Here is a 16,460-nt window from a genome sequence, read left to right on the forward strand (position 1 = left end):
GTCGGCCCGGCGCCCCTGGGCAAAGGAGGCTATGCCTACGGTTTCGACCGCGTAGACGTAGGCATAGCCTCCTATGCCCGGTCCGCCGGCAGGGGGTGCGAGCCGCTGGAGCTGATCCCCGGGATGGCCCCCGCGCGGAAGGCGTTGACGAACAGCCGGTGGTCCTCCTGCGTCCGGTGGGCGTAGGAGTGGGCGAACTCGACCAGGTCGGCGACGAACTCCTCCCGCCGGTCGCCCACCAGCGCGGTGATCGCCTCCTCCGTCTGGAACGGCACCAGGGTGTGGTCGCTGTCGGCGTCGCCCACGCAGTGCAGCTTCGCGGTGGCCCGGCCGAGCTGGGCCATGAGCGGGGCGATCTCCTCCGGCTCGGTGAGGTCCTCCCAGTCCAGGTCGAGCTCGTAGGGCGAGAGCTCGGCGACGACGAACCCGCGGCCGTCGATCTCGGTGTAGCCGAGGAACTGGGAGGTGTTCGCCTGCAGCGCCCGCTGGCTCAGCGCCGTCCGGTGCCCCTCGTTCTCGAAGTAGGCGCGGATCTCCGGATCGGTGACCACCCGGCTGGGCGCCGGCACGTTGCCCTGCTTCAACGACAGGACGACGTCGTTCTCCAGCGCCTGGTCGTAGCCCTCCAGCAGCACGTTGTAGGCGGGCAGCCCCGCGCTGCCGATGCCGAACCCGCCGGTGCCGATGACGTCCTTGACGTTGTAGGTGACCTCGCGGCGCCGCTGCCCCTTCGGCACGGTCTCCCGGTAGCGCTCGACCGCCGCCAGCACGCGCTCCCGCTCGTCGTCGCCCAGCCGCCGGTTGCGCGGGCGTTCGGCGAACCGCCGCTGGTAGCCCTCGATCACCGTCATGCGGTCCAGCTGCCCGAGCCGGGTGCGGGTGGTGGTCTCGAAGATGAGCTCCCGCACCACCCCGTCGGTGTTGTCGGCCCGCAGCGCGAAGGAGCGGTCCTCGTCGGAGCGGGTGAAGGCCTCCACTTGGTCCAGGTAGGCCCCCAGGTAGCCGCCCAGCAGCTCGCCGATGACGTCGTCACCGAGCGCCTTGCGCCAGGCCAGCAGGGCGAAGCTGGCGCAGAACCGGCGGAGGTCCCAGCTGACGTGCCCGAGGTAGGCCTCGTCGAAGTCGTTGACGTCGAAGACGATCCGGCCGGCGCTGTCCATGTAGGTGCCGAAGTTCTCCGCGTGCAGGTCACCCTGGATCCACACGCGCGACGTGCGCTCGTCGCACCACCGATCCTCGAACGTCGCCATGTCCGCGTAGAACAGGGGCGCACTGCCCCGGTAGAAGGCGAACGGATCGGCCGCCATCTTCCGGAACTTGGTCCGGAAGGCGTCGGCATCGGCGTCCATCAGGTCGCCGAACGCCTCGACGAGGACGTCGACGATCTGCCGCGTCCGGTCGTCGGTGTCCGGGGACGGGCTCATACCAGGGAGGGATGGGGGCACAGGTTGCACCGTAGGCGGCCGATAACGTCGGTGGTGCCCCGACGACGCAGGCACCGACCAGGAGCGGAGGGACCATGACGCGCACCGACACGGCCCGACGGCTGGCCACCGGAGCCGCGTACGGCGGCGGCGGCGTCGGTATCGCCGGAGCTGCCCTGGTCGCCCTGCTCCGCGAGGAGGCCCGGTCCGCCCGGCGCAAGGTGGAGTCCCGCACCCACAAGAGCGACCCGCCCTCGGGCGACGGCGTCTACGGACGGGGCCGCGGCAAGCCGATCGTGCTCACCGTGCTGGGTGACTCCAGCGCCGTCGGGCTCGGCGTGGAGCGCGCCGCCGAGACCCCGGGCGTGCTCGTCGCCGCGGGCCTGGCCGAGCTGGCCGAGCGGCCGGTCCGGCTGCTGCGCCTGGCGAAGTCCGGCGCCCGCGCCGCCGACCTGGAGGTCCAGGTCGACCGCGCGCTGGCCGAGCAGCCGACGGTCGCGGTCATCATGATCGGCGCCAACGACGTCACCGCCCGGACCTCGACGGCCGTCTCGGTCGGCCACCTCACCGACGCCGTCCGCCGGCTGACCGCGGCCGGCTGCGAGGTCGTCGTCGGCACCTGCCCCGACCTCGGCACCATCCGGCCGATCGCCCAGCCGCTGCGCACGCTGGCCCGCCGGTGGAGCCGGCAGATGGCCGCCGCGCAGACCATCGCCGTCGTCGAGGCCGGGGGCCGCACGGTGTCCCTGGGCTCCCTGCTCGGCCCGGCCTTCGCGTCCGACCAGACCATGTTCAGCGTGGACGAGTTCCACCCCAGCGGCGCCGGCTACGCCGCCGCGGCGGCGGTCCTGCTCCCCTCGGTCGCCGACGCGCTCGGCGTCTGGCCGGCCCGCGCCGACCGCGGCCTGCGCTCGCTGCGCCGTGACACCGTGCGGCCGGTCGCCCGCGCCGCGGCACGCGCCGCCAACCGCCCCGGCACCGAGGTGCAGGCGGCCGAGGTGGCCGGCTCCGAGACCGGCCCGCGCGGCCCGTGGGCGCTGCTGCGCCGCCGCCGCCCCACCGGGGTGCCGACCCCCGAGCAGGCCGAGCACGCCGAGACGGAGGCCGCGACCCCGGTCGCCGGCTGACGACGTGACCCGGGCCACACCCGTGGCCTGCTCGCGCACACCGGGACTCCCCGCCGCCCGGCCGGGGTAGTTTCCGAGGTGACCGACGTCCGGCGATCCGCGTCGGACCCCCCTCATCGTGGAGGTTCCCATGCCCGAAGCCGTCATCGTCGCGACCGCGCGCTCGCCCATCGGCCGCGCCTTCAAGGGCTCGCTCAAGGACATGCGGCCCGACGACCTGGCCGCCGCCGTCGTCCGCGCCGCCCTCGACAAGGTGCCCGCCCTCGACCCCACCGACATCGACGACCTGATGCTCGGCTGCGGCCTCCCCGGCGGCGAGCAGGGCTACAACATGGGCCGCGTGGTCAGCGTGCTGCTGGGCATGGACCACCTGCCCGGCACGACGATCACCCGCTACTGCTCCTCGTCGCTGCAGACCACCCGCATGGCGCTGCACGCCATCAAGGCCGGCGAGGGCGACGTCTTCATCTCCGCCGGTGTGGAGACCGTCTCCCGGTTCGTGAAGGGCAACAGCGACGCGATCCCGGACACGAAGAACCCGGTGTTCGCCGACGCCGAGGCCCGCGTGGCCAAGGTGGCCGAGAGCGGCGCCGACTCCTGGACCGACCCGCGGGAGAACGGCGACACCCCCGACGTCTACATCGCGATGGGGCAGACCGCCGAGAACCTGGCGCTGCTCAAGGGCGTCACCCGCGAGGAGATGGACGAGTTCGCCGTCCGCAGCCAGAACCTCGCCGTGGAGTCGATCGACAACGGCTTCTGGGAGCGGGAGATCGTCCCGATCACGCTGCCCGACGGCACCGTCGTCAGCACGGACGACGGCCCGCGGCGGGGCACGAACCTGGAGGGCCTCTCCGGCCTCAAGCCGGTCTTCCGCCCCGACGGCCGGGTCACCGCCGGCAACGCCTGCCCGCTCAACGACGGCGCCTCCGCCGTGGTCGTCATGAGCGACACCAAGGCCGCCGAGCTGGGCCTCACCCCGCTGGCCCGCGTCGTCTCCACCGCGGTCACCGGCCTCTCGCCGGAGATCATGGGCTACGGCCCGGTGGACGCCTCCCGCCTGGCCCTGAAGCGGGCCGGCATGACCATCGACGACATCGACCTGGTCGAGATCAACGAGGCCTTCGCCGCGCAGGTCATCCCCAGCTACCGCGACCTGAACATCCCGATCGACAAGCTGAACGTGCACGGTGGCGCCATCGCCGTCGGGCACCCCTTCGGCAGCACCGGCGCCCGGATCACCGGCACGCTGATCAACGGCCTGCAGACCAAGGACAAGACCTTCGGCCTGGAGACCATGTGCGTCGGTGGCGGCATGGGCATGGCGATGGTGCTCGAGCGCCTCAGCTGATCCCCGCTCCGGGGGCTGCCGTCGGCGGCAGCCCCCGGACACGACAGTGGCCCGGCCCCCTCGCGGGGACCGGGCCACTGTCGTGTGTGGACGAGGTCAGTCGTCCTGGAGGTAGCTGAGCAGTCGCAGGATCTCGATGTACAGCCAGATGACGGTCACGAGCAGACCGAAGGCGATGTACCAGGCGAACTTGGCCGGCGCCCCACGACGGATGGCCTCGTCGGCCATGTCGAAGTCGAGCAGCAGGAAGAACGCCGCCACACCGATCACCAGCAGGCTGAAGCCGATCGCCAGCGGACCGCCGGAGCGCAGGCCCAGGCCGTCGCCGCCACCGATCCAGGCGGCCACGAAGTTGGCCACCATGAGGACCAGGACACCGATACCGGCGGCCATGACCCAGCGGGTCAGCTTGGGGGTGACCCGGATGGCGCCGGTCTTGTAGACCACCAGCATGCCGGCGAAGACACCGAAGGTGCCGATCAGCGCCTGCATGACGATGCCCGGGTAGACGTCGTTGAACGCCTCGCTGATCGTGCCGAGGGCGACACCGTAGAGCCCGCCGTAGGCCAGCGTCGCGGCCGGGTTGGCGATCTGCTTGAAGGCGATCACCAGGCCCAGCACGAAGGCGACCAGCACGGCCGGGATCGCCAGCCCCCACGCAGCCTGACCGGGCATCGCCCAGGTGGCGGCGGCGGAGACCACGGTGACCAGGAACGCCAGGCCCGTCTTGGTGACGACGTCGTCCATCGTCATGTACCGCGTGTCCGCGGTCGTCCCGTACGGGGACGGTGCGGTGTACGCGTCCTGCTGCGGCGCCGGGGCGCCGTACTGCGTCGGGGCCCCGTACTGGGGCGCGCCGTACTGGGACGTGTTGCCCCAGCCGGCCTGCTGCTGGCCGGGGCCCGCGTTCCCGAACCCACGGCTGAACGCCGGGTTCCTACTGGCCATCGTCATCTCCTCGAGGTGACTCGTCGGTCGTGGAGCCAACCTCCTGCACTCCACTCGGTCAGGTCAACGCCCGACACGCCCGAAGCGTTCCAGGACGCCGGGAGATCCCCCGCCCGGGTGTCCTGGGTCACGCCGGCGGTGGGCGGTGCGGTGCCCCCGGTCGGGTTCGAACCGACGCTGGGACCCTTTTAAGGGGCCTGCCTCTGCCGATTGGGCTACGGGGGCGCGGTGCGCACGCTAGCGGGCCGGGGACGACCCCCGGGACCTCACCCGGCGGTCGCAGCCAGTTCCGTCGCCCGGGTCAGGATGGCGTCGAGCATCGGTTCGGTGAGCTTGCCGGTGAAGGTGTTCTGCTGGCTCACGTGGTAGCTGCCCAGCAGCGTCAGCGGGCCTCGGGGCCCGGTCAGCTCCACCTCGACGCCGTGGCCGAACGCCGGCCGCGGCCGGGGCAGCGCGTACCCGGCGGCGGCGAGCACCGGCCACAGAGCCGTCCAGCCGAAGCCCCCGAGGACGACGACCACCCGGAGCCGGGGCAGCAGCTCCAGCTCACGGGCCAGCCACGGCGAGCAGGTGTCGCGCTCCGCCGGCGTGGGGGCGTTCGCCGGGGGCGCGCAGCGCACCGCGGCGGCCACCCGGACGTCGGTCAGCTCGAGCCCGTCCCCGAGGTGCGTGGAGGTGGGCTGGTTCGCCAGCCCCGCCCGCCAGAGCGCGGCGAAGATCCAGTCGCCGCTGCGGTCACCGGTGAACACCCGGCCGGTGCGGTTGCCGCCGTGGGCGGCCGGCGCCAACCCGACGACGGCGATCCGGGAGTCCGCCGGGCCGAGCCCGGGCACCGGGCGGCCCCAGTAGTCCTCGTCGCGGAACGAGGCCCGCTTGACCTGCGCGACCTCCTCGCGCCACGCGACCAGCCGGGGGCAGGCGTAGCAGCCGGAGATGCGCTGGTCGAGCACGGCGAGGTCGCGGACCGCCCGGGCGCCGCGGACCACGCCCGCCGGTGTGCGGGTGACCGGGAAGCCGTCGGCGTCGAGTGCCATGCGGAGCCGCTCAGCCGCGGGCGAGGCGCAGCGCGATGCCGTCGAGGATGTCGTGCTCGCTGACGGTGACCTCGGGCAGGCCGAACTCGTCCATGAGCACGCGCAGGACCAGCGCACCCGCCCCGATGACGTCGACCCGGCCGGGGTGCATGACCGGCGACGCCGCGCGCTGCGCCCGGGTGGCCGCCAGCAGCCCGGCGGTGACCCGCCGGACGTCGTCGACCGGGATCCGGGAGCCGTGGATGGCGTCGGAGTCGTAGGTGGGCAGGTCGAGCGCGAGCGCGGCCACGGTGGTCACCGACCCGGCCAGCCCGACCAGGGTGGCGGCCCGGCCCACGGGCACCTCGGCGGTCACGTCGGCCAGCGCGGCCCGGATGTCCCGCTCGGCGAGCGCGATCTGCTCGGGCGTCGGCGGGTCGTCGTGCAGGTGGCGCTCGGTGAGCCGGACGCAGCCGATGTCCACCGACCGCGCGGCGAGCACGCCGTCGGCGTCGCCCAGGACGAACTCGGTCGAGCCGCCGCCGATGTCGACCACCAGGTAGGGCGGGCGGGGCGGCTGCAGGCCGTGCGCCGCCGCCGCGGCGGCGACCGAACCGGTGGCGCCGAGGAACGACAGCTCGGCCTCCTCGCGGCCGGTCACCACGTCGGGCGTGCGGCCCAGCGTGGCCCGGACCATGTCCTCGAAGTCGGCGCGGTTCGCCGCGTCCCGGGTGGCGCTGGTGGCCACCATCCGGACGTCGGTGGCGCCCAGCTCGCGGGCCGCCGCCGCGTACTCGGCCAGGACCAGCCGGGTGCGCTCAATCGCCTCCGGTGCGAGCCGGCCGGTGGCGTCCACGCCCTGGCCGAGCCGCACCACCTCCATCCGGCGGAGCAGGTCGGTGTGCCCACCCTCGGCGGGCACGTCGGCCACCAGCAGGCGGATGGAGTTGGTGCCGCAGTCGATCGCCGCGACCCGGGTCACGCGTCGTCCTCGGGGCCAGAGCTCTCGGAGGATGGGCCCTCCGGGAGTGCGCAGCGGCCCTTGGCCCACCACTCCCCCATGCCCTCGACGGCGCGGTCACCGATCGGGTTCACCCCGGGGCCGGCGGCCAGCGCGTGCCCGGCGAGGGCGTGCAGGCACTTGACCCGGTCGGGCATGCCGCCGGCGGTGGCGCGGGTGGGCAGCACGTCACGGGCGTCCCGGGTCGCCAGGTACGACTCGTGCGCCGCCCGGTACCCCTCGGCCAGCGCGGGGTCGGTGGCCAGCTCGTCCTGCCACTCCCGCATCCGGCCGGCGGACTCCAGCCGGCTCGCGGCGGCCGAGGCCCGCGGGCAGGTCAGGTAGTAGAGCGTCGGGAACGGTGTCCCGTCCTCCAGCCGCGGCGAGGTCTCGACCACGTCGGGCTGGCCGCACGGGCAGCGGTGCGCCACACCCACCAGCGCTCTCGGCGGCCGGCCGAGCTGCCGCGCGACGACGTCCCGGTCCTCCGGGGTGACCGGCTCGCTCACTCCCCCGCACCTCCCGTGCCCGTCTCGTCGGTCCCGTCCCCGCCGTCGGCCTCTTCCACCGACCGCATCAGCCCCTCGTACCAGGACAACGGCTCGGGCTGCACCGCGGCGGCGGCCAGGGTGCCGGCGTCGCCCTCGACGGCCTCACCGTCGACGACGATCACCAGCCGGTCACCGGGGAGCACGTAGGACAGCCGCTCCCGCGCCTGCCGCTGCGCGTAGGCCGGGTCGGACTGCCGCTCCAGCTCGCCCTCCAGGTCGGCTGCCCGCTGGTCGAGCGCCTCCCCCTCGGCCGCGAGCCGGGTGAGCTCCGCCTGTCCGGCCAGATACTGCCGCAGGGGGCCGGCCAGGGTGAGCGCCAGCAGCAGCACCAGCCCGACCAGGACGACCGCGCGGCCGGTGAACAGCGGCCGGCGACGGACCGCCGGAGCGGCGGCCGCGCGCCGCTCCGGACGGCGGTTGGGACGCCGCTGCCCGGGCCGGCTGGACGCGCCCGACCGCAGCCCGGTGCGCACCGGCCGGGTGTGCTGCACCCGCGGCACCCGGCCGGTCGTCCGTCGTCCGTCGGCCGGGGGGCCGCCCCGCCGGCCACGAACGCTGCTCATCGGTCCCAGCTCAGCCGTTCAGCCGGGGGAACGCCCCCGCACCGGCGTAGCGGGCGGCGTCGTCCAGCTCCTCCTCCAGGCGCAGCAGCTGGTTGTACTTGGCCACGCGCTCGCTGCGCGCCGGGGCACCGGTCTTGATCTGCCCGCAGTCGGTGGCGACGGCGAGGTCGGCGATCGTGGTGTCCTCGGTCTCGCCCGAGCGGTGGCTCATCATGCAGCGGTAGCCGCTGCGGTGGGCCAGGTTGACCGCGTCGAGGGTCTCGGTGAGCGTGCCGATCTGGTTCACCTTCACCAGCAGCGCGTTGGCCGCACCGCGGGCGATGCCGTCGGCCAGCCGCGTCGGGTTGGTGACGAAGAGGTCGTCGCCCACGATCTGCACCCGGTCGCCGAGCGCGGCGGTCATCGCGATCCAGCCGTCCCAGTCCTCCTCGTCGAGCGGGTCCTCGATGGAGACGATCGGGTAGGCGTCCACCAGGCCCCGGTAGTAGTCCACCAGGTACTCCGCCGAGCGGGACTGGCCCTCGAAGTCGTAGCCGCCGTCGGTGTGGAACTCGGTCGCGGCGACGTCGAGGGCGAAGGCGATGTCGGCGCCGAGGGTGTAGCCGGCCTTCTCCACCGCCTCGGCGATGAGGTCGAGGGCGTCCCGGTTGCTGGGGAGGTCGGGGGCGAATCCGCCCTCGTCGCCGAGGCCGGTGGCCAGGCCCCGGCCCTTCAGGACGGCCTTGAGCGCGTGGTAGGTCTCGGTGCCCATGGCGAGCGCCTCGGCGAAGGTGCCGGCGCCGATCGGGGCGATCATGAACTCCTGGACGTCGACGTTGCTGTCGGCGTGGGCGCCACCGTTGAGGATGTTCATCATCGGCACGGGCAGCAGGTGCGCCGACGGTCCACCGACGTAGCGGAACAGCGGGAGGCCGGCGGAGTCGGCGGCGGCGCGCGCGACGGCCAGGCTCACGCCGAGGATGGCGTTCGCGCCCAGGCGGGACTTGTCCGGGGTGCCGTCGAGGTCGAGCAGGCGCTGGTCGATCAGCCGCTGCTCGCTGGCCTCGTAGCCGACCAGCTCCGGGCCGATGACGTCGAGGACGCCGTCGACGGCCTTGGTCACGCCCTTGCCGCCGTACCGCTCACCCCCGTCCCGCAGCTCGACCGCCTCGAAGGCGCCCGTGGACGCGCCGCTGGGCACGGCGGCCCGGGCGATCGTCCCGTCGTCGAGGGCGACCTCGACCTCCACGGTGGGGTTTCCGCGCGAGTCCAGGATCTCCCGCGCGCCTACGGCATCGATGCTCGGCACGGGGGCAGCCTAACCAGCTGCGCCAGGCGACCTCAGCTGCCGCGCGCCGGGTGGTGCTCGTCCGGGGGTCCGGGCGTCGTGTCGCGGTCGGCGACCTCCTCCTGGCTGGGCCCGGCGAACGCCCGCGAACGCTCCCGTGCCTCGGTGCTGCCGGTGAACAGCGAGCTGTCCGTCACCGACGGCGCCGCTGCCCGCCGGTCCGCCCGGCCGGCCGCCGGGGCGGCGGGGGTGCCCTCGACGCGCACCCGCGGCAGCCCTGCGGGGTGCTCCCGCTGCAGCCAGCCGACCAGCTGCTCGCGCACGTGGCAGCGCAGGTCGAACAGCGTCCCGGCGTCCTGGGCGCTGACCAGCACCCGCGCCCGCACCACCGAGCCGACCGCGTCGGTCACCTGCAGCACGCCCACCCGGCCGTCCCAGAGCTCCGGGCCCCGGTCGCCCTCGTCCTCCAGCAGTCGGTGCAGCTCGGTGCGCATCTCGTCGAAGGGCACCGTCCAGTCCACGTCCAGCTCCACCGAGCCGAGGACTGCGGACTCCTTGCGGGTCCAGTTCTCGAACGGGGTCGTGGTGAAGTAGGTGGAGGGCAGGACCAGCCGGCGGTCGTCCCAGATGTGCACGACGACGTAGGTCAGCGTGATCTCCTCGATCCGCCCCCACTCGTCCTCGACCACCACGACGTCGTCCACCCGGATGGCATCGGTGAAGGCCAGCTGCAGCCCGGCGAAGACGTTGGCCAGCGAGGTCTGCGCGGCCAGACCGGCGACGATCGAGATGACCCCCGCGCTGGCCAGGATGCCGGCGCCGGCGGCCCGGGCGGTGGGGAAGGTCAGGAGCATCGCGGCCACCGTCAGGATGGCGACCAGCACGATCGCCAGCCGGCGCAGCAGTCCGATCTGCGTCCGGACCCGGCGGGCGTGCCGGTTGTCGACGACGTCGACGTCGTACCGGGCCAGCGCCATGTCCGCGACCACCTGCACCGCGACCACCACCAGCCAGCCGACGGTCGCGATCAGCGCCAGCCCGAGGACCCGCACGACCGGGTCCCGCCAGTCACCGACCTCCGGTGCCGCGTCGAGCACCACGGTGACGGCGATGAGCACCAGCAGGGTGCGCAGCGGTGTCCGGCCGCGCCGGGACAGATCGGCGGCGACCACGGAGGTGCGGGCCAGCCGGCGCACCAGGACCCCGATCAGCACACCGACCAGCCAGGCGCCGAGAGCGGCGGCGGCCAGCAGGGCGAACAGCTGCCAGGTCTCCTCCGGGAGGACGTCCTCGACCTGCTCGACGGCGGCGCGGGCCTCGGTGGACGCGGGGGCGGGTGCGGACAGGGCGGCGCTCCTTCCTGCGGCGACGGGGGCGGTCGGTACCACCGGACAACGCTAGGTCCTGCCGGTCGGCCGGACACCCCCCGGCCGGGTGAGTCAGGCCCGGGCGCGCTCCTCCGCCTCGGCGTCCAGCTCGCCGGCGTACCGGCGGACCGCCTCGCGCAGCGCGTCCTCGGCGTCCCAGCCGCGGGCCTCGGCGGCCGCCACCACGGCGAGCAGCCGCTTGCCGAGCGCCTCGGGGCTGTCGACGGTCAGCTCCGCGGGCGCCGGTGTGGCCAGACCGGCCCGCCCGGCCCGGCGGACCAGGGCGGCGCCCCAGGACGCGGCCGGCTGCGACCGGGAGACGCCCTCGGTCGGCGAGCGGCGCTGCTTCTCCGCCTTCTTGATCTCGTCCCAGCCGGCCTCGACCTGCGCGACATCGCGCGGCCCGGCGTCGCCGAACACGTGCGGGTGCCGGCGGACCAGCTTGTCGACCAGGTCACCGGCCACGTCGTCGACGTCGAAGCGCCGCTCCTCCCCCGCCTCCGCGGCCACGCGGGCGTGAAAGACCACCTGCAGGAGGACGTCGCCGAGCTCCTCGCGCATCGCCACCGGGTCGTCGTCGACGATCGCGTCGTAGGCCTCGTGCGCCTCCTCGAGCAGGTAGCCGCGCAGCGAGGCGTGGGTCTGCTCGGCGTCCCACGGGCAGCCGCCCGGTGACCGCAGCCGGTCCATCACCGTGACGACGTCCAGCAGCCGCGCACCGGGCGGCTCGGGCGCCCCGACCACCGCCGGGACGTCGGGGAAGGCGGCCGCCTCGTCCGGCGACGCCAGGCAGACGACGGAGTCCGCCCGGGTGGCCGCGGCCGCGGCGCCGGGCAGCTCCTCCACCGCCACCCCGGCCGCCCGGAGCATCGCTGCCTCCGCGCCGGCGCCGGGCAGCGCGACGACCGCACGGTCGCCGGACACCGCGTGCCAGCCGGCCGCGCCGAGGAGTGCGGGCAGGCGGGGGTTGACGGTGACGACCAGGGCGACGGGCACCCGGTCAGTCTGCCGAAGCCGCTTCCGGCTCGTCCCCCAGGATGTCGACGACCCCGCCGTCTGCCGGCAGCAGCCGGCCCTCCTCGAGGACGCCGTAGCGCGGGTTGACCGTCGGATCGAGGTCGGCCCGGACCTCGTCGAGCAGCGGCTGCACGGCCTCCTCCACCGCCTCGGCGGCCTCCTCCTCGAGCTGCGGCCGGAGCTCCTCGAACGTCGGGTAGACCGTGCCGGTGCGCAGCGCGACGACGATCCCCCCGGTCTCGGGTACCGGCACCGCGACCGCCGTCCCCGGCTCCGCCGTGGTGAGCGGACCGGCCAGCACGGGCGGCAGCTCCGCGGGAGCCGCGCGGTCGAGAGCGGGCTGCGTGTACGGGCCGGCGAACCGGGCGGCCACCTCGGCGTAGCGGGCCGGATCGGCCGTCAGCTCCGCGGCCACCGCGTCGGCCGTGGCCTGGTCGGGCACCGTGACGTAGCCGAACTCGACCTGGCCGAGCTCCTCCCGGACCTCCTCGTACCGGGCCCGCAGCGCGCGTTCGTCGAGGGCGGCCACGTCCCCCTCCGCCTCGGCGAGCTCGAGGCGCAGCAGCTGCTGGCGCACGCTCTCGCGCACGTCGGCCCGGCCGATGCCCTGCTGGGCGAGGCGGCCGTAGACCGCGTCGGGGTCGTCGCTGCCCAGCAGCTCCTCGATCCGGCGGGTGACCTCGGCCTCGGTGACCTGCACGCCGTACCGCTCGGCCGCGGCGTCGTGGACCTCCCCCTCGATGAGCAGCCCGAGCACCCGTCGGGTGAGCTCGTCCTCGCGACCGGCCGCGGCGGCGGCGACCTCCGGGTCGGCCAGCCGCTGGTCGACGGCCGACTCCAGCTCGCCGACCGCGATCTGCTCGTCCCCCACGTAGGCGGCGACGGAGGGGTCTGTCCGGCAGCCGGCCAGGGCGACGGCGGCCAGTGCGACGGCGGCACCGGCCCGGGCAGCGCGGGAGATCAGCACGCCGGGAGACTCCCACACGTGGTGTGACCTGCGCCGCACGCCGCCCCGCTCGCCGTCCTAGGACGCAGCGGCGACCACACGGCCGCCCTCCGCGCTCCGGTCCGCTCCTCGCTCGCTGGCGCTCGCTGCGATGCTCCCGCAGCTGTCAGGCGGCAACCACACAGCCGCCCTCCGCGCTCCGGTCCGCTCCTCGCTCGCTGGCGCTCGCTGCGATGCTCCCGCAGCTGTCAGGCGGCGACGGGCTGGTCGAGCACCGCCTTCAGCGTCGCGTGCAGGTTCTCGAGCAGGGCGACGTCGCGCAGCGGCGTCCGGCGGTCCGGGCCCACCGGCACCTTGAGCGAGATGGTCCGCACCGCGGCCTTGTACGAGGCGCCGTCGGCCAGCCGGGCCAGCCGCATCTGCTTGGACTCCGGCAGGTCGACCGGGCCGACCCGGATGTTCCGGCCCTGCAGCGTCACCTCGGTGATGCCGAGCGACCGCATGGCCACCCGGAAGCGGGCCACCGCGAGCAGGTTGAGCACCGGCGCCGGTGCGGCCCCGTACCGGTCGGTGAGCTCGTCGAGCACGGCCTGTGCCTGCTCGTCGTCGGAGATGGAGGCGACCTTGCGGTAGGCCTCCATGCGCAGCCGCTCGCCGGGCACGTAGTCGTGCGGCAGGTGCGCGTCCACCGGCAGGTCGACGCGGACCTCCACCGGCTCGGCGGGGGCCTCCTCGCCGGTCACCTGCGCCCGGTAGTCGGCCACCGCCTCGCCCACCAGCCGGACGTAGAGGTCGAACCCAACACCGGCGATGTGCCCGGACTGCTCGCCGCCGAGCAGGTTGCCCGAGCCGCGGATCTCCAGGTCCTTCATCGCCACCGCCATGCCCGCCCCGAGGTCGGTGTTGTTGGCGATGGTGGTCAGCCGGTCGACCGAGGTCTCGGTGAGCGTGCGGGTCGGGTCGTAGGTGAAGTAGGCGTAGGCCCGCTCCCGGCCCCGGCCGACGCGGCCACGGATCTGGTGCAGCTGCGAGAGGCCGAAGGTGTCGGCGCGGTCGACGATCAGGGTGTTGGCGTTCGGGATGTCCAGGCCGGACTCGACGATCGTCGTCGCGACCAGGACGTCGTACTCCTTTTCCCAGAAGCCCACCATGATCCGCTCGAGCTCGTGCTCCTTCATCTGCCCGTGCCCGACGGCGATCCGGGCCTCGGGCACCAGGGAGCGGATCTTCGCCGCGGCCTTGTCGATCGACTGCACCCGGTTGTGGATGACGAAGACCTGCCCGTCGCGCAGCAGCTCGCGGCGGATCGCCGCGGCCATCTGCTTGTCGGCCCAGGCGCCCACGTAGGTGAGCACCGGGTGCCGCTCCTCGGGCGGGGTGAGGATCGTCGACATCTCGCGGATGCCGGTGAGGCTCATCTCCAGGGTCCGCGGGATCGGGGTGGCGGACATCGACAGCACGTCGACCGCCGTCCGCATCGTCTTCAGGTACTCCTTGTGCTCGACGCCGAAGCGCTGCTCCTCGTCGACGATGACCAGGCCGAGGTCCTTCCACCGGGTGGTGGGCTGGAGCAGCCGGTGGGTGCCGACCAGGATGTCGATCTCCCCGGCGGCCAGCTGCCGCAGGATCTCGGTGGTCTCCTTGTCCGACTGGAACCGGGAGAGCACCTTCACCGTCACCGGGAACTGCGCGACCCGCTCGGAGAAGGTCTTGAAGTGCTGGTTGGCCAGCAGCGTCGTCGGCACCAGGACGGCGACCTGCTTGCCGTCCTGCACCGCCTTGAAGGCGGCCCGGATGGCGATCTCGGTCTTCCCGTAGCCGACGTCGCCGCAGATGATCCGGTCCATCGGCACCGTCTGCTGCATGTCGGCCTTGACCTCGTCGATCGCGGCCAGCTGGTCGGGCGTCTCCTGGAACGGGAAGGCGTCCTCGAGCTCGCGCTGCCACACGGTGTCCGGCCCGAAGGCGTGGCCCTGGGTGGCCATCCGCGCGGAGTACAGCCGGATCAGCTCGCCGGCGATCTGCTTGACCGCCCGGCGGGCCGAGCTCTTGGTCTTCTGCCAGTCGGCGCCGCCGAGCTTGGACAGCGCGGGCGCCTCGCCGCCGACGTAGCGGGTGAGCTGGTCGAGCGCGTCGGTCGGCACGAACAGCCGGTCCGGCGGCTGGTTCCGCCGCGAGGGGGCGTACTCGACGATCAGGTAGTCGCGCTGCCCGCCGTTGACGGTGCGGCTGATCATCTCGATGTACCGGCCGACGCCGTGCTGCTCGTGGACGACGAGGTCGCCGGGCTGCAGCTGCACCAGGTCGACGGCGTTGCGCCGGCGGGCCGGCATCTTCACCGCGTCGCGCATCGAGGTGCCGCGCTGCCCGGTGAGGTCGTGCTCGGTGAGCAGCGCCAGGCCGACGCCCGGGAAGGCGAACCCGGTCTCCAGGTTGCCCTGGGTGACGTGGGTCAGCCCGGCGTCGGGCGCGCCGGCGACGTCCGGCACCAGCCGGACGCCGAGGTCGGCCTCGGTGAACTGGTCGGCGGCGCGCTGCGCGGGGCCGGGGCCGGGGAAGGTGACGACGACCCGCCAGCCGTCGCGGTGCCACCCGCGCATCCGCTCGACGGCGGCGCCCTGGTCGCCGTGGAACCGCTCGACGGGGCTTGCGTCGAGGGTGACCTGGTGCTCGTCGTCCTCGGCCTGCAGGGTGAAGGCCCCGGTGGTCCACCAGGGCAGCCCGCGGGTCCGGGCGGCGGTCTCCACGTCGGCGAGGTCGCGGAAGGACGACGCCCCGAGGTCCAGCGGGGCCTCCCCCGCCTCGGCCGCCGTCGCCCACGACGCGGCGAGGAACTCCTCGGCGGTGCGCACCAGGTCGGCGGCCCGGCTGCGCACCCGCTCGGGGTCGCAGACCAGCACGTGCGTGCCGGCGGGCACCAGGTCGGTGAGCAGCTGCATGGCGGCGTCCCCGATGAGGGCGGGGGTCAGCGACTCCATGCCCTCGACGGCGATGCCCTCGGCGAGCTTGCCCAGGACCTCGATCAGGCCGGGGTGCTCGACCGCGAGCGCGGCGGCGCGGGCGCGCACCTCGTCGGTGAGCAGCAGCTCCCGGCAGGGCGGTGCCCAGAGGCGGTCGGGACGCTCGTCCAGCGAGCGCTGGTCGGCGGCGGAGAAGTACCGCAGCTCGTCGACCTCGTCGCCCCAGAACTCCACCCGCACCGGGTGCGGCTCGGTCGGCGGGAAGACGTCGAGCAGCCCGCCGCGGACGGCGAACTCGCCGCGCTTCTCGACCAGCTCGACGCGGGTGTAGGCGGCGTCGGAGAGCGCCTGCGCGATGTCGTCGAGCTCGGCGGCGTCCCCGGGCTTGAGCTCGACCGGCGTCAGGTCGCCGAGGCCCGGCGACAGCGGCTGCAGGACGCTGCGGACCGGGGCGACCAGGACGTCGATCGTCCCGTTGGCGCCGGGGTGGGTGAGGTCGCGCAGCACCGCGAGCCGCCGGCCGACGGTGTCCGCCCGCGGGCTGAGGCGCTCGTGCGGCAGCGTCTCCCAGGCCGGGAAGACCTCGACCCGCCGGTCCGGCAGGAAGCAGCGCAGCAGGTCGGCGGCCGCGTCGGCGTCCCGCTCGCCGGCGGTGACGACCAGGACCGGCACCTGCGCCCCGCCCGGCGCGGCGAGCGCGGCGGCGACCAGCGGCTGCACCGGAGGCGGCGCGGTGACGGCGAGCTCGGCGCTCCCCGCGGCGGCGACCACGCGGGCCATCCCGGGATCGGTCAGGACGACGTCGAGCACGCCGCGCAGGGTCACGCTTCTTCTTCTCCCGGGGATCGGTCGGCCGCGCACGTGCCGCCGAGTGCGGCAGGGGCCGGAGCCCAGGTTAGTCCGCGCGGCGGCCGTCCGCCGGGGTC

The 16,460-nt window shown here is 74.4% G+C and carries 13 protein-coding genes and 1 tRNA gene; 2 read left to right on the forward strand and 12 right to left on the reverse strand.

The features are described from left to right. Nucleotides 1-71 precede the first annotated feature (71 nt). On the reverse strand, nucleotides 72-1,424 hold the full coding sequence (locus ACI79T_RS03020) for a DUF2252 domain-containing protein (RefSeq protein ID WP_456608569.1): 1,353 nt from the start codon (nucleotides 1,422-1,424) through the stop codon (nucleotides 72-74). Nucleotides 1,425-1,519: 95 nt separating this feature from the next. On the opposite strand from ACI79T_RS03020, the gene ACI79T_RS03025 reads away from it, so the two are divergent. Together ACI79T_RS03025 and ACI79T_RS03030 are read left to right on the forward strand one after the other, a co-directional pair. Then, nucleotides 1,520-2,551 carry an SGNH/GDSL hydrolase family protein gene (locus ACI79T_RS03025; protein WP_456608570.1) on the forward strand — a complete coding sequence of 344 codons (1,032 nt, stop codon included), beginning with the start codon at nucleotides 1,520-1,522 and terminating at the stop codon, nucleotides 2,549-2,551. Between the two features lie 130 nt (nucleotides 2,552-2,681). Then, a complete protein-coding gene (locus ACI79T_RS03030) occupies nucleotides 2,682-3,902 on the forward strand; it encodes an acetyl-CoA C-acetyltransferase (RefSeq protein WP_456608571.1) in 1,221 nt (406 codons plus the stop codon). Between the two features lie 96 nt (nucleotides 3,903-3,998). Here ACI79T_RS03030 and ACI79T_RS03035 read toward each other — a convergent pair whose 3' ends face one another. The 11 genes from ACI79T_RS03035 to mfd all read right to left on the reverse strand — a co-directional run bounded on the left by ACI79T_RS03035 (nucleotide 3,999) and on the right by mfd (nucleotide 16,359). Further along, nucleotides 3,999-4,850 (reverse strand): Bax inhibitor-1/YccA family protein, encoded by an 852-nt coding sequence (locus ACI79T_RS03035; protein ID WP_456608572.1) that lies wholly within the window; start codon nucleotides 4,848-4,850, stop codon nucleotides 3,999-4,001. A 151-nt stretch (nucleotides 4,851-5,001) separates the two neighbouring features. Continuing rightward, nucleotides 5,002-5,075, reverse strand: a tRNA-Leu gene (locus ACI79T_RS03040). Between the two features lie 41 nt (nucleotides 5,076-5,116). Then, the gene (locus ACI79T_RS03045) at nucleotides 5,117-5,884 is read right to left on the reverse strand and encodes a uracil-DNA glycosylase (RefSeq protein WP_456608573.1); all 768 of its coding nucleotides are present in this window, start codon (nucleotides 5,882-5,884) and stop codon (nucleotides 5,117-5,119) included. 10 nt (nucleotides 5,885-5,894) lie between these two features. Further along, a complete protein-coding gene (locus ACI79T_RS03050) occupies nucleotides 5,895-6,845 on the reverse strand; it encodes a Ppx/GppA phosphatase family protein (protein WP_456608574.1) in 951 nt (316 codons plus the stop codon). Next, entirely contained in the window at nucleotides 6,842-7,372 is a 531-nt protein-coding gene (locus ACI79T_RS03055) for a DUF501 domain-containing protein (RefSeq protein WP_456608575.1), read from the reverse strand. Before ACI79T_RS03055 ends, ACI79T_RS03050 begins: the two co-directional genes overlap by 4 nt. Next, entirely contained in the window at nucleotides 7,369-7,977 is a 609-nt protein-coding gene (locus ACI79T_RS03060; RefSeq protein ID WP_456608576.1) for a septum formation initiator family protein, read from the reverse strand. The genes ACI79T_RS03055 and ACI79T_RS03060 overlap by 4 nt, the downstream gene beginning before the upstream one ends. Nucleotides 7,978-7,987: 10 nt before the next feature. Next, nucleotides 7,988-9,265, reverse strand: coding sequence for a phosphopyruvate hydratase (eno, locus tag ACI79T_RS03065; RefSeq protein ID WP_456608577.1), 1,278 nt, complete (start codon nucleotides 9,263-9,265; stop codon nucleotides 7,988-7,990). 32 nt (nucleotides 9,266-9,297) lie between these two features. Further along, nucleotides 9,298-10,632: a mechanosensitive ion channel family protein gene (locus ACI79T_RS03070; protein WP_456608578.1), complete on the reverse strand. Its 1,335-nt coding sequence runs from the start codon at nucleotides 10,630-10,632 to the stop codon at nucleotides 9,298-9,300. Between the two features lie 51 nt (nucleotides 10,633-10,683). Continuing rightward, nucleotides 10,684-11,607: a MazG family protein gene (locus ACI79T_RS03075; protein ID WP_456608579.1), complete on the reverse strand. Its 924-nt coding sequence runs from the start codon at nucleotides 11,605-11,607 to the stop codon at nucleotides 10,684-10,686. Nucleotides 11,608-11,611: 4 nt separating this feature from the next. Next, the gene (locus ACI79T_RS03080; protein WP_456608580.1) at nucleotides 11,612-12,595 is read right to left on the reverse strand and encodes a peptidylprolyl isomerase; all 984 of its coding nucleotides are present in this window, start codon (nucleotides 12,593-12,595) and stop codon (nucleotides 11,612-11,614) included. Nucleotides 12,596-12,822: 227 nt separating this feature from the next. After that, a complete protein-coding gene (gene mfd / locus ACI79T_RS03085; protein ID WP_456608581.1) occupies nucleotides 12,823-16,359 on the reverse strand; it encodes a transcription-repair coupling factor in 3,537 nt (1,178 codons plus the stop codon). Nucleotides 16,360-16,460 lie beyond the last annotated feature (101 nt).

The organism is Blastococcus sp. SYSU DS0619, from assembly GCF_054051035.1.